General features: G+C 44.1%; 14 protein-coding genes. 2 read left to right on the top strand and 12 right to left on the bottom strand.

Annotated elements, in window-relative coordinates; translation table 11 throughout:
- Position 1: 1 nt before the first annotated feature.
- The 5 genes from IGJ15_RS02105 to IGJ15_RS02085 form a co-directional block, all read right to left on the bottom strand.
- Positions 2–970 (bottom strand): sugar phosphate isomerase/epimerase family protein, encoded by a 969-nt coding sequence (locus IGJ15_RS02105; RefSeq protein WP_005228209.1) that lies wholly within the window; start codon positions 968–970, stop codon positions 2–4.
- A complete protein-coding gene (locus IGJ15_RS02100; protein WP_010749992.1) occupies positions 967–1686 on the bottom strand; it encodes a ThuA domain-containing protein in 720 nt (239 codons plus the stop codon). Before IGJ15_RS02100 ends, IGJ15_RS02105 begins: the two co-directional genes overlap by 4 nt.
- Complete coding sequence (locus IGJ15_RS02095) at positions 1683–2435, bottom strand: sugar phosphate isomerase/epimerase family protein (RefSeq protein ID WP_010749993.1); 753 nt, start codon at positions 2433–2435, stop codon at positions 1683–1685. The genes IGJ15_RS02100 and IGJ15_RS02095 overlap by 4 nt, the downstream gene beginning before the upstream one ends.
- Positions 2436–2465: 30 nt before the next feature.
- The gene (locus IGJ15_RS02090) at positions 2466–3539 is read right to left on the bottom strand and encodes a Gfo/Idh/MocA family protein (RefSeq protein ID WP_005228203.1); all 1074 of its coding nucleotides are present in this window, start codon (positions 3537–3539) and stop codon (positions 2466–2468) included.
- A gap of 234 nt (positions 3540–3773) precedes the next feature.
- On the bottom strand, positions 3774–4640 hold the full coding sequence (locus IGJ15_RS02085) for an AraC family transcriptional regulator (RefSeq protein ID WP_010749994.1): 867 nt from the start codon (positions 4638–4640) through the stop codon (positions 3774–3776).
- A 132-nt stretch (positions 4641–4772) separates the two neighbouring features.
- On the opposite strand from IGJ15_RS02085, the gene IGJ15_RS02080 reads away from it, so the two are divergent.
- A complete protein-coding gene (locus tag IGJ15_RS02080; RefSeq protein WP_060791485.1) occupies positions 4773–5561 on the top strand; it encodes a PHP domain-containing protein in 789 nt (262 codons plus the stop codon).
- 111 nt (positions 5562–5672) lie between these two features.
- Here IGJ15_RS02080 and IGJ15_RS02075 read toward each other — a convergent pair whose 3' ends face one another.
- From IGJ15_RS02075 to IGJ15_RS02050, 6 genes are all read right to left on the bottom strand, one after another.
- Positions 5673–6611 carry a 2-dehydropantoate 2-reductase gene (locus tag IGJ15_RS02075; RefSeq protein ID WP_010749996.1) on the bottom strand — a complete coding sequence of 313 codons (939 nt, stop codon included), beginning with the start codon at positions 6609–6611 and terminating at the stop codon, positions 5673–5675.
- A 265-nt stretch (positions 6612–6876) separates the two neighbouring features.
- Positions 6877–7839 (bottom strand): rhodanese-related sulfurtransferase, encoded by a 963-nt coding sequence (locus IGJ15_RS02070; protein ID WP_010749997.1) that lies wholly within the window; start codon positions 7837–7839, stop codon positions 6877–6879.
- A 107-nt stretch (positions 7840–7946) separates the two neighbouring features.
- Positions 7947–8696, bottom strand: a complete 750-nt coding sequence (locus IGJ15_RS02065; RefSeq protein ID WP_010749998.1) for an alpha/beta fold hydrolase — start codon at positions 8694–8696, stop codon at positions 7947–7949.
- 98 nt (positions 8697–8794) lie between these two features.
- Positions 8795–9667: a fructokinase ScrK gene (gene scrK / locus IGJ15_RS02060; RefSeq protein ID WP_010749999.1), complete on the bottom strand. Its 873-nt coding sequence runs from the start codon at positions 9665–9667 to the stop codon at positions 8795–8797.
- A gap of 19 nt (positions 9668–9686) precedes the next feature.
- On the bottom strand, positions 9687–10184 hold the full coding sequence (locus IGJ15_RS02055) for an LURP-one-related/scramblase family protein (protein ID WP_005233908.1): 498 nt from the start codon (positions 10182–10184) through the stop codon (positions 9687–9689).
- Between the two features lie 3 nt (positions 10185–10187).
- Positions 10188–11063 (bottom strand): SPFH domain-containing protein, encoded by an 876-nt coding sequence (locus IGJ15_RS02050; protein ID WP_010750000.1) that lies wholly within the window; start codon positions 11061–11063, stop codon positions 10188–10190.
- Positions 11064–11228: 165 nt separating this feature from the next.
- Between IGJ15_RS02050 and IGJ15_RS02045 the strand changes: the two genes are divergently transcribed.
- Positions 11229–11585: a hypothetical protein gene (locus tag IGJ15_RS02045; RefSeq protein WP_005228172.1), complete on the top strand. Its 357-nt coding sequence runs from the start codon at positions 11229–11231 to the stop codon at positions 11583–11585.
- Between the two features lie 39 nt (positions 11586–11624).
- On the opposite strand, the gene queG is transcribed toward IGJ15_RS02045, so the two are convergent.
- Positions 11625–12800 (bottom strand): tRNA epoxyqueuosine(34) reductase QueG, encoded by a 1176-nt coding sequence (gene queG, locus IGJ15_RS02040; protein ID WP_005228165.1) that lies wholly within the window; start codon positions 12798–12800, stop codon positions 11625–11627.
- Positions 12801–12878: the final 78 nt, after the last annotated feature.

Below are 12878 nucleotides of genomic sequence, written 5' to 3'. Positions count from 1 at the left end.
CTTATGCCCACCACATGGATGAAGCTTCTTCACGGATCATAATCGTCTTCAAGTTACTGATGGCACGAGTCAGTCCTTCATCAATGGACATGATTGGATCTTCATGTTCAATACTCAAGACATAATCATACCCATAAATTCTAAGCGCAGAAATAATATCTGACCAGACTTGTAAGCTGTGGCCGCAACCGACTGAACGGAAGGTCCAAGCTCGGGTTTTGACATTGCTATATGGCTGCATGTCCGTCAAGCCATGCATGTTGATATTGTCTTGATCCAAATACGTATCTTTGGCATGGAAGTGATGGATCGCATCGGCTTCCCCTAAGATTTTGACCGCTGCCACTGGGTCGATCCCTTGCCACCATAAATGACTTGGATCCAAGTTACAGCCGATGGCTTTCCCCGCAGCATCCCGCAGTTTCAACATCGTATAAGGGGTATGTGCCAAAAAGCCGCCATGAAGTTCGATCCCAATTTTAACACCAGCCGCTTCTGCTTCCGTGTTGATGCCTTTCCAATAAGGAATCAGTTTTTGTTCCCATTGATAATTATAATTGTCATCGTATTCCGTTGGCCATGGCAATACTGGCCAGTTGACTTGTGTATCTGTTGCATTTCCGCCTGAAACGCCTGAAAATCCGTTCACAACAGGTACATTCATTAAGCTGGCTAATTTGATGGTTTTGCGCAAAAGTTCATCGGCTTCTTGCGCTTCTGCTTTTAATGGAGAGATTGGGTTGTTGTGACAGCTCAAAGCTGAGATTTCCAATCCTTTATCAGCTAATTTCGCTAAGTATTCTTTTCGCTCTGCTTCACTTGCTAGTAAACGGTCAATGTCTAAGTGGGCATTGCCTGGAGAACCACCGGTACCGATCTCGACGGTTTGCAGCCCTTTTTTCGCTACTTCATCGATCATTTCTTCGAAGCTAAGTTGATTGAATAACGGGGTAAAAACACCTAATTTCATTTTCTTTCCTCCTCAATTGCTTGAAAATGCCCATATGTTGGGTAACGATTTTCTGTTGGTGCACACCAGCGAGCCGCATTTTGGATCACTTTTTGCACTTTGGGATTGTAATAGCTTGGGAATGTCTCATGACCAGGCTGGAAATAGAAGATCTTGCCATTCCCACGGCGGAATGTACAGCCGCTACGGAAAACTTCACCACCAGGGAACCAGCTGACAAAGATCAATTCATCCGGCGCTGGAATATCAAAGTGCTCGCCATACATTTCCTCTTGCTCTAGTTCGATCCATTCGCCGACTCCTTCAACAATTGGGTGGCTTGGATTGACATTCCAGATCCGTGCATGCTGATCGTCTACCCGCCATTTCAAATCGCACGACGTTCCCATCAAGTTTTTAAAGATTTTCGAAAAATGACCAGAATGCAAGACGATCAGTCCCATTCCTTCCCATACACGCTGCTGCACACGAGCAACGATAGCATCATCGACTTCTTCGTGCGCCATATGGCCCCACCAAACCAACACATCCGTATCAGCCAATACTTGCTCCGTCAACCCGTGTTCTGGTTCATCAAGGGTCGCCGTTCGCACTTGGAAATCATCCTCTTCTAAAAACTTGGCAATTTGACCATGGATTCCTTCTGGATACATTTTTTGGACGGTCTCATTCGTTTTTTCATGACGAAACTCGTTCCATACCGTAACATGGATCATTGGTAGACCTCCTCTACGATGTTTTTTAATTGCAGATAATCAATCCCGCTGGCTTCTAAAGGAGCGAATTTTTGAAACGCTTCCTGCTCGACGATCAGCCATGGTAGTTCTAATGCTTTAGCTGCTTCTACATACGACTTGATTGGTAAAATCCCATTGCCGATCTCGGTGCTTTCCTGCGGCTGCTCTTGCATATCTTTGATATGAACCAAACCGACCTTCGTTTCGCGTTCCTTTAGCCAAGGTAAAACAGCCACGTTTGCAAAGGCTAACCAGTAAAGGTCGGCTTCCAAACGCAGTTGCGGATTGTCTTTGATCAGTTCATCGATCATAGATTCTCCAGCAACTTCAGTAAATTCATGGGCATGGTTGTGGTAGTAGCAAGTCAGCCCTTCTGCTTGCAACTTTTGGGTGATCTGGGTCAGCTCCGCAGCAAAGGCTTGCCATTTTTTCAAAGAATCAAAACTGGCATACGGAATGACGATCCGTTGATTGCCAATCGTTTTTTCAAAAGCGACGGTTTCTTCAAAACGATCTCGCAATGCTTCAAACGGGATATGGGAAGCCGCGACCGCCAAATCCAACTGCTCAAGCATTTCTTTGATCTGAGCAGCACTGTGTCCATGATAACCGGCAAATTCAACACCGTCATAGCCGTTTTGTTTTACTGTTTTCAACGCTTCAAAAAGGTCTGTCTTGCAGTCCTCTTGAATACTCCAAAGCTGTAAAGCGATTTTCGGTTTTGTCATTTATGCTCGCTCCTTTTCTTCCAGCAGTTCTTATAGGTAGACTGGCTCACCGGTTTGCGATGATTTGTAGATCGCTTCTAAAATTTCCGTCACGACCATTGCTTCTTCAGGTTTGACCACTGGTTCGGTATCGTTGATGATCGCATGGATCCACGATTGTGCTTCTAAAATTTCTGGCGTCTCGCCGTTTCCTTCATAAAAATCAACGCCGCCTGTTTCAAGTTCGATATTTTTTTCATACAGCAAGCTGTGGTCTTCTCCGTTGATGGTCAAACCGTTGTTCATATCCGCACCCGCTTTGCTGCCCATCAGTGTCGTTTTGGCTTCTTTCACATCCAAGCTGTTGAGCGCCCAGCTAGCTTCTAAGAAAATCGTTGCGCCATCTTCCATGACCACAAAACCAAAGGCCGAATCTTCTACTGAGAATTTCTCTGGATCCCAAGGGCCCCAAGCATTTGCGGCATTTTTGGTTTGCGACAACTCATGATACGCTTTTCCGACAACAAATTTTGGTTTGTAATTGTTCATCATCCATAAGGTCAGATCCAATGCGTGGGTACCAATATCGATCAACGGACCGCCGCCTTGCGCTTCTTCATCAAGGAAAACACCCCAAGTTGGCACAGCCCGACGACGAATCGCATGAGCTTTCCCAAAATAAATGTTTCCTAACTGTCCTTCGGCGCACACTTCATGAAGATAACGAGAATCTTTTCTAAAACGGTTTTGGTAGCCGATCGTGAGTTTTTTCCCTGTTCGGTTAGCTGCTTCGATCATTGCTTTGGCTTCTGCCGCTGTTTTTGCCATTGGTTTTTCACACATGACATGACAATCCGCTTCTAGTGCGGCAATCGTCAACTCAGCATGTGAGGCGTTTGGTGTACACACATGGATCACATCTAGATCAGCTTGTGCCAACATTTCTTGATAATCGCTGAATACTTGGGCATCTTCGGTCCCAAACGCTGATTTCGCTTCAACTGCACGTTCAACCAGCAGATCACAAAAGGCAACCATTTCTACTTCTTCTACTTGAGACAAGGCAGGCATGTGCTTGCCGTTTGCGATCCCACCGCACCCAATGATTCCAACTTTAACTGTCATATCTTTCCTCCTGAAAACGCTTATTATTTTCTACCCCCTCATTATAGCGAAACATCGAAAGCAGTTCTTCCCAGTTTCCATTGAAAAAATTCCCGAAAATTATCTTATGAAACTTTAACAAAAAGAACCACTCCACAATTTATGCAAAGCGCTTAAAAAAACACTATCGAGAAAAAAATAGTGCCAAATTGACAAAAAAACAGTCGACAAGCAAAGGCTCATCGGCTGTTTCTCTCAATTTTGATTCAGTTGTTTCTGGTACTGCAACGGTGATTGACCAACGGCTTCCTTAAAGACATGGTGAAATGTTTTAACACTGGCAAAACCTGCTTTTTCAGCGACTTCTGCCATGGGGATCTTTTCATTTGCCAAGATAAATTTGGCTTGATTGATGCGGTATTCCGTCAAAAACTGCATGAAGGTCTTGCCAGTATTGGTTTTAAAGAAACGCGTGAAATAATGGGGACTAAACCCTACATGTCTTGCGGTGTCCTCCATCGTCAAGACTTCTTGGTAATGAGATTCGATGTACTCAAAGACATCATTCAGACGCTGCAAGGTTTCTTTGTATTGTGCGGCCGTTCGTTTTAGCGGATTGACGGCTTGTTTGCGCTTTGGCAAACTTTGATAGCACTCCCCAATCAACTGGTAAAGCAGCCCGAGAGTCAAATAACGCTTCCCAACGACATTTTCCTCTTCCAACTGATACAACTCGATCAAGAGACCTGTTATTTTTTCCGTAAAACTCGTTGGCCAATTTTTGCTGTGGGGCTCCCCTTCTTCAAAGAGTGTCATCAAGGATACTTCATTTTCTCGAAGCAACGGCTCTTCAAAAAGCTTCATATCAAATTGATAGACATAGCGTTCACTCTCAGGCGATGCTAGAAAATAGTGGGGTTGCCCGCTGGAAAAAAGATACAGATCCCCTTCCTCCAACTCAATGATCATATCGTCAACACCAATATTGACCGTGCCGCGCTTAGCGTAAATGATCTCGATTTCTTTATGGACATGGGGGTAAACGATGGTCAACCCATCATTTAGAAACGTTCGAAAACGAAATTCACTTTCAAATTCAGGAATTTCAAGGTACATACTCATGGCTGACCGACTCCTTCGCTCTATTCTTATTTATTATAAGCGAAAAATTGTCCAAGAGAAAACCTTTTCTCAGCCAATCATAGTTTCTTCTGCTTTTTTGTGGTATCGTATTCAAGAAAAGGAGTCTTGTTTATGAATTATTATGATCAACATCTGCATACATTTTTGTCTTTTGATTCAGATGAACAGTTTGAGAATTATCTTGCTTACCAGCCTGCCTACTTCGTTGCGACAGATCATTTCGATTTGAAGAACCCCTATTCGGGATTCCGTGATGATATTCCTGACTATGAATTACTAGTAAATACCCACCAGAAGCTGCAAGAGACCACAGCGACGAAACTCTTAAAAGGCATCGAGATTGGTGTCGTGCCTGGTCAAGAACAAGAAATCTTGCGCTATCTTGAAAGCCATCCCTATGACTTGAAATTGATCAGTATCCATCAAAACGGTACCTTTGATTATATGGACGATGCCGTGTTGAACAAGGACAAATTTGCAGTCGCCAAACAATACTTTGACCAAATGGCCCACGTGTTGGACTCGTTTTCTGACGGGCACATCGTGACCCACTTTGATTATGGCTTGCGTCGTTTCCAATTTACAGCTGAGGAATTGGCCGCCCATTTTGAAACAGAGTTAACGACGATCTTCAAAAAAATCGTTGCCCGTGACTTAGCGATGGAAATCAACGCGAAGAGCTTTGGCCCCTATCAAAATGCCCACCTTTATCAATATGCTATCCCGCTGTATCAAAGTGTCGGTGGTAAATTGTTCACCCTCGGCTCTGATGCCCATAAAGCCAGTGACTATCGGTTAGATTTTGCAGCGATGAGCGATCTATTGCGTTCCTTTGGTGTCAATCAATTAGCGGTATTTCAAGGTAGCGAACGGTTTATGGCGGATCTGCCTGCTCAATAGCGTCAACTTTGAATGCACTCTACAGCAACACATTTTCAATAAATGGACAAAAAAACGGCGAACCCTAAAAGGATACGCCGTTTTTGCATTTTTAGAATAGATTTACTTAGGTTATTCTGCTGCTAAAATATCTTCCTTAGCATGGATCATTTGAGTCAAAAAGTCACAATAAGGCGTTGGCACTTGGTACTTGCGGCCTTTTCGCGAGATTGCGCCATTGATATAATCGATCTCGGTTTTGCGATGATTATTGATCAAATCTTGATACATGGATGGATAGTGCATTCCGATGCCTTCTGGATCATAGGTTTCTTCAATATGGTGGACTACTTCGGATACATCCAGTTCAACAGATTCATGGGCAGCAACTGCCGCAAATTCTTCCACGATCGTTTGGACCATCGCACGCGCCGTTGAGGTTTGTCCGAATTGGGCAATATTCACATTTAAAATCGAACACAAGCCATTTAGGGTGCCGTTGACACAGGCTTTGCGATAGATGGAGTAACGGATGTTCTCAGAATAAGACGCATTCAACCCAGCATCAGCCAAGACTGCCGCCAATTGACGGGCATCTTCTTCTTTCCCCGGTTCGATGTTTTGCAGTTCTACAGAACCATCCCCAAACAAGCGAACATTACCAGGACCAATCAAGTCCGCCGTCCAAATGGTATTTCCTAAAAAGATTTTATCCGTGCTGACATATTTTTCAATCGTGTCCTCATGACCGATCCCGTTTAATAAGCATAAGACTTTCGTTTGCTCTCCGATCATCGGTTTGATCGTTTGCATCATTTGATCCAGTTGCATCGCTTTAGTAAAGACCAGGATCAAGTCTGCTTGTACAGTCATTGGGATCTCATTTTGCGAATAGATCGAAAAAGGGACTGCGATCTCTTCACCGTTTAAGTTCGCTCGTAATCCGTGTTCACGGATCGCTTCGATATGCGCAGGCCAGCCGTCGATTAACGTGACGTCATTTCCGCCTCTTTTTAGCATAATAGCAAAACGGCTGCCCATAGCACCTGCACCAGCAATAACAATTTTCATCTGAATTCCTCTTTCCTCTTCCACAATTAGGTATAGTTTACTCTAAAATCGTTAAATATGCGAGAGCCTTGCGTTTTTTCTCGATAGGAAAGAAAAAAGAACAATTGGAATAGTTAGATTTTTCAGATAATTAAAAAACAATCGTTTCCAATTCTGTCCATTCAAAAAGCCGCACGGAAGGTGGAAAAACTGACTGAGCTAAGCCAGTTTTCGGACTCACGTGCGACTCTTTTAATCCTTCATTTCCTGTGAAACAGTTGTCGGTTTAGGCAGTGACTGTTTCATTTTTTGTTGCAAAGTTTTTTAACCGTTCAGCTTTTTCTGCTTCTGTGATTCCATGTTGCTCCACGTAACGGTTGTGTTCGTGGATGGCACAATCATAGCTGCAGGCACCTAAATGGGCAGCCTGATTTTCCTCAGAAGTTAAGAATTGGCGATTGCATTCTGGGTTGGCACAGTTTACATAGCGCTCGCAAGGTGTCCCATCAAACCAGTCGCGGCCGATGACTTTTTTATCTACATGATTGATTTCCACACTGATGCGTTCATCAAAGACGTACATTTTTCCATCCCAAAGCTCACCTTGAACTTCTGGGTCATTCCCATAAGCAAAGATACCGCCATGGAGTTGGGCCACATCTTCAAAGCCTTCTCGCAGCAGCCAGCCTGAGAATTTTTCACAACGGATACCACCAGTACAATAAGTAACGACTTTTTTATCCATGAATTTTTCTTTATTATCGATGATCCATTGCGGCAACTCACGGAAGCTGCGGATATCGGGACGAACGGCTCCTCGGAAATGGCCTAAATCATATTCATAATCGTTACGGGCATCGATCACCACGGTATCTTCATCTAACAACGCTTCTTTGAACGCTTTAGGATCTAAATATTTTCCAGTCATTTCTAATGGATCGATGTCGTCTTCAAGGTTCAATGAAACCAATTCTTTACGCGGACGAACGAATAGCTTTTTAAACGCATGTTCTTCTACTTCGTCAATCTTATAAAAAATCCCTTTAAAACGGGGATCAGCTTCCATTTTTTCCATATAGCGATCCGTTGCTTCAACCGTTCCAGAAAGTGTGCCATTGATCCCTTCATTGGCTACTAAAATACGGCCCTTGATGCCAATTTCTTTTCCAAATGCTAAATGCTCCTTGGCGAAGCTTTCCGGATCTTCAATTGTTGTGTATTTATAAAATAATAAAACGCGGTATGTCAAACCAATTCCTCCTTTTTTTGCACCCTACAGTATAGGTTATCACGTGACAAAAAACGAGTTTTATGCTTGTACCTTTTCACACAATCTTTTTCCTTGCGCAAACCGTGTCATGGATTGGTTTGATTGAGCTCTGCCACGAAAAAAGCTGTGACTTGATCCATCGTTTCTCCACGTACCAGATGGCGTTCTTCTCGCGAGATAAACTGCAAATTTGCTTCTGGATTTTCTGCCACAAAGGCTTCCACATCACCATAAGGAATTTTCTCGTCTTGGGTACCATGCCAAAACAAAAGAGGACGCTGTCCCAATTTCTCTGGTTGAGAAGACAGGTCGTAAGCATCCATCCAGCTTAAAAGCTGACCATAATCCTCGGGTACAAAGAACCCAGCAGCGCCAGCGTGCATTTGGATGCGGTCACGGTATTTCAACATGGAAGGAGAACCCATGATACAAGCTGCCGCTGTGATTTCTGGATGCTGACACAATAAACCGCACGTGGTCATCCCTCCCATAGAGACTCCACCAACTGCGATCTGACCGTTGACCAAACCAAGGTTTTCAAAAAAATCGACTAAGTAAGAAAACTCAAATAGATTGGTTTGGATACTTTGCCAAAAAGTTAAAGAAGGAATCTCCGATAGCTGGGTCTTGCGCTCCCCATGATTGGCTGCATCTGGCAAGACCACCCGAAAACCTTCTCTAGCCAACTTTCTGCCTTGTGTCAACACTAATTCTTTACTCGTCTGCCAGCCATGATAGTAAATAATCAATGGCAGCGGCTCATAAATCATTTCTTCAGGTACGACTTCTAAGACCGGAATATTCCCGATTTTTCTTTTTCGAACAGCTAATTTCATTCTTTTCCACCTCAGCTTAAGTATACAAAAAGTCGCCAAAAGCGCCACTGATACGCTGTAAAAAAGATCATACCCGAAGAGTATGATCCCTTTTTCGTTTATGAATGTAAGACCGCTTCTCGAGCCAATGCCAAACAACCGAGGGTTCCAGCGTTGTCTTCTAATGCTGGGGTCACGATATATTTGCTTAACTCAGGTGTTTCAACATACCCATTGACCAATTTTGCAAATGCGTCGTGGACGTTTTGCAGCATATGGCGTTGTTTCATCACACCACCACCAAAAATGATCACATCTGGAGAAAACATCAAGGTTGTATTGTAGGCACATTGAGCAATATAGGAGGCTTCGATTTCCCAATAAGGATCATCTTCTGCAACCTCTTGACCTTTTTTCCCTAAGCGTTTTTCGATGGCGGGTCCAGCAGCCATCCCTTCTAAACAGTTGCCATGAAATGGACAGCTGCCAGCAAAGTCATCTTTTGGATGAGGGACGACCAGCATATGCCCCATTTCTGGATGACTAAAGCCTTCGATAAAGCGCCCTTCTTGTAAGGCACCGCCGCCAACACCTGTACCGATCGTGTAATAAACGACACTACTCAATCCTTTGCCACTGCCAAAGACATACTCACCATAGGCGGCCGCATTGACATCTGTTGTCCAAGAAATCGGGATCGGAAATTCTTTTTTCATGGTACCGATGAAATCAAAATTTTGCCATGCCAATTTCGGGGTCGAGGTAATGTACCCATAAGTGGCAGAATCGCGATGGATATCGATGGGCCCAAATGAGCCAATCCCAATCCCTGCTAAATCTGCTTGGTATTGTTTGAAGAAACCAATGACTAAAGGCATTGTTTCCTCAGGTGTCGTTGTCGGAAAGCTCACTCTTTCCTTGATTGTCATTTCTTCATCGCCAATGGCGCACACAAATTTTGTGCCGCCTGCTTCAATCGAACCGTATAACATGCACATCGCTCCTTTTTTTCTAACTACTTGCTGAACTTGACGCTGCGGCATCATCTGCTTTGACGCGATCGATGGCTACCACTAATGCAATGATCAGGTCATCTAGATCTTCTTCATAGATCACAACTTCATAGGTATCGCCCCAAGAGATCCATTTTTTGTGGATCTCTGCGATCCGTTTGCCGTTGCGGTTGACCACAAAATCCATATCCCACCAATTGCCGTCCACATCGATGCCTTCTGCACTGATGGAATAGCGGGCTTTAAAAAATGTGAAATGTTTTTCTAAAACGATCGCTTCTTGGCCGTGGACTTCCACAAAAAATTTCGGTAATAAACTGAACACTTTTTTGGTGATCTCCGCGATCGGTCGCTGCTGCTCATTGAAGATCGTAAAACTTTTCGGGATCTTAAAAAAACTGCCTTCGACATAATAGCGAGGGTTTTGTAAATCATCGGTGACGGTAAATTTTTCGCCAATGCTGAAAACCTTCTGTTTGATGTAAAGTTTCTTCAAATGCTACACTCCTTTCTCTTTGACATCGCCCGTATTGATCACCGGCTGCGTGCCTTTATCGGTAATGATCGACACCAATAAATTATTGATCAGTTGGACTTTGCGGTCATCTGTGAAATTGATGTCCTGTCCGTCTTCGATTTGTTCTAACGCCATTTGTGTCATGGAGACGGCCCCTTCAACAATGATTTGCCGTGCTGATAAAATTGCTTTAGCTTGTTGGCGCTGCAACATCGCACTAGCGATCTCAGTCGCATACGCGAGGTGATTTAAGCGGGTCTCTATGACTTCGACCCCAGCAACAGCCAATCGTTCTTGCAATTCTTTTGCCAGTTCTTCAGAAACTTCATTGGTATTGCCTCGCAACGTCAGATCATCGTCATTGAACGTGTCATACGGGTATTGCGTCGCAATATGACGAATCGCTGTTTCACTTTGGATCTCAATGAAATCTTGGTAATAATCGACATCAAACAATGCTTTCGCCGTATCTACGACTTTAAAAACCACCACCGCCGAGATCTCGATCGGGTTTCCGTCTGAATCATTGACCTTCAACAGCGAACTGTTAAAGTTACGGACTTTCAATGAAACATTGATTTTTTGGGTTAAGGGGGTTGTCACGAACAAGCCGTTGTCTTTAATGGTCCCTAAATATTGCCCAAAAAAGAGGATCGCTTTGGCTTGGTTGGGCTGTACGATCGTTAACGAACTAAGGAAAAGAAACGAAACGATCCATAAAAGAATACTGAGAACGATTTCGAGAACGCTCTCATTTACGAACCCATGATAAAACAAATAACCGCCGCCAACTAATAACCCGATCAGCACAACCAGTGCTAAATACCCATTCACATGAAATGTCTGTTTTTCTGTCATTTTTATTCCTTCCCTTCTTGCTCTTATCTTACCTTGGTTAAAGCCGCTGTGCAAATGTTCTTGCGCATATTAGGGACGATTCCCAATCAAGCTATTTTGTTTTCTGCAACTTTCCCGTTACAATTAAGGTAGGACAAAATTTTTCTCAAAAAAGGAGTAATTCTTATGGCACAAAAAATTGACTTAGAAACGAGTAAATGGTCGTTGGAATCGATCATTAAAACGGTCGGCACCGATCTTTCCTCTGTTGTAGAGGTACAAAACAAAGATGGCATTGACGTCGTAGTGATCTCGAAAGACGAGTGGCAACATCTTTTGGAATTACTCGATGCACGTCATGCAGAAGGCTATCGGTTAGAACAAGAGCTTCCTGAAGAAATTTTAGTTGACGTTGCCGATACCGACAACCAATACACCGAAGAAGGCGAGTTAGAAATGGAGCTGCCTGAGCGTGTGCATCCAGCACCAGATTTTGAACTCGATTCAGAAGAAATCGTTGAAAGTGATGACGTACTAGATTAAACAAAAAAGCAAAACGGCCACGGGCACGTTTTGCTTTTTTTATAGCTCTTTTTCCTGCTTTTTGGTAATGACTGCTTGCAATCGTTCGATGGCAGGTTGCAATTCTTGCTGTGCTTCTTCTTCGGGTTCTAACTCTGCGCATCGTTGCAGTCGCTCTAACCACATCTCTGGTTCTTTGACGCCCAACTGACCAATGGCCCAATAAGCCGTTCCTCGAATCACTGGGCGAACGTCTTCTGTCGCACAGCGCCAAATCGCTGGCAAGGCACTGCGGTCTCCCACATTGGCTAAGGCGATGATGGCATTACGCTGCAGCGGTTTTTTCCCCCGCCAAGAGCCAGATAGATGGCCAAATTGTTCTTTGAAGGCTTTGTTTGATAAAGACAGCATCGGTTGCAGTTTTGGATAAACGGTATCGACTTCAGGCTCCATCTCTTGATGAAAATGGAAGTCCTTCCCCCGATTATAAGGACAGACCAGCTGACAAATATCGCAACCGTAAATCACGTTATGCATCTTTTTGCGGTACTCTTCTGGCATCATGCCCTTCGTCTGGGTTTGATAGGACAAACAGCGCTGGGCATTCATCCGACCATCGCCCAATAACGCTTTGGTGGGGCAAGCCGTCACACAACGCATGCAATCCCCACAACCAAACGGGACTTCTTCATCTGGTTCAAGAGAGATATTAGTGACGATCTCCCCGAGATAAACAAACGAACCAAACTCTTCTGTGATCAGCAAGCCATTACGACCGATAAAGCCAAGACCCGCCCGCTGCGCTGCCGCCACATCCACCAATTCCCCTGTATCGACTTGCGGTGCGAAACGCCATTCGACTTGTTCTTCCATCGTTTGCGCTTGTTCTTTGATAAAGGCGATCAAGCGATCCAACCGTTCTCGCAAAATATCATGGTAATCGATGCCCCACGAGGCACGGGCAAACATGCCACGTTTTTCATCCCGCGGGACTTTCTCTTTGATTTTTGTCGGATAAGCTAAAGCGATCGCAATGATCGTTTGCGGATTTTCAAATGTCCGTTCAGGATAGATACGCTCTTCGATCACGGGATGCTCAAAACCAGAGGTATGGCCCTTGGCTTTTTGTTCCCGCAAGGAAGGCTCCAATGCCAAAAACGGCTCCGCTGAAGCAAACCCGATCTTGTCGATGCCAAGCCGCTTGCTTTCTGCAATAATTTTTTCTTTTAAAGACATGCTCGCTACCCTCTTTTGTCCGCTAAGCATCTGCTTCTCGGCTTTTTCTCTTCCCCTATTATACGTAAGCACCAGAAA

It is taken from the genome of Enterococcus sp. AZ079 (assembly GCF_050547255.1).
Taxonomy (GTDB): domain Bacteria; phylum Bacillota; class Bacilli; order Lactobacillales; family Enterococcaceae; genus Enterococcus_D; species Enterococcus_D casseliflavus.
The sequence above is the reverse complement of the archived record's forward strand: the minus strand, read 5'-3'. Positions and strand labels throughout refer to the sequence as shown.

What these genes read in the sequence shown, in the direction of transcription:
- IGJ15_RS02045 (WP_005228172.1), top strand. Translation starts at nt 11,229, where the DNA reads ATGGCACAAAAAATTGACTTAGAAACGAGTAAATGGTCGTTGGAATCG.
- IGJ15_RS02065 (WP_010749998.1), bottom strand. Translation starts at nt 8,696, where the DNA reads ATGAAATTAGCTGTTCGAAAAAGAAAAATCGGGAATATTCCGGTCTTA.
- IGJ15_RS02090 (WP_005228203.1), bottom strand. Translation starts at nt 3,539, where the DNA reads ATGACAGTTAAAGTTGGAATCATTGGGTGCGGTGGGATCGCAAACGGC.
- IGJ15_RS02050 (WP_010750000.1), bottom strand. Translation starts at nt 11,063, where the DNA reads ATGACAGAAAAACAGACATTTCATGTGAATGGGTATTTAGCACTGGTT.
- IGJ15_RS02100 (WP_010749992.1), bottom strand. Translation starts at nt 1,686, where the DNA reads ATGATCCATGTTACGGTATGGAACGAGTTTCGTCATGAAAAAACGAAT.
- queG (WP_005228165.1), bottom strand. Translation starts at nt 12,800, where the DNA reads ATGTCTTTAAAAGAAAAAATTATTGCAGAAAGCAAGCGGCTTGGCATC.
- IGJ15_RS02075 (WP_010749996.1), bottom strand. Translation starts at nt 6,611, where the DNA reads ATGAAAATTGTTATTGCTGGTGCAGGTGCTATGGGCAGCCGTTTTGCT.
- IGJ15_RS02085 (WP_010749994.1), bottom strand. Translation starts at nt 4,640, where the DNA reads ATGAGTATGTACCTTGAAATTCCTGAATTTGAAAGTGAATTTCGTTTT.
- IGJ15_RS02080 (WP_060791485.1), top strand. Translation starts at nt 4,773, where the DNA reads ATGAATTATTATGATCAACATCTGCATACATTTTTGTCTTTTGATTCA.
- IGJ15_RS02095 (WP_010749993.1), bottom strand. Translation starts at nt 2,435, where the DNA reads ATGACAAAACCGAAAATCGCTTTACAGCTTTGGAGTATTCAAGAGGAC.
- scrK (WP_010749999.1), bottom strand. Translation starts at nt 9,667, where the DNA reads ATGTTATACGGTTCGATTGAAGCAGGCGGCACAAAATTTGTGTGCGCC.
- IGJ15_RS02105 (WP_005228209.1), bottom strand. Translation starts at nt 970, where the DNA reads ATGAAATTAGGTGTTTTTACCCCGTTATTCAATCAACTTAGCTTCGAA.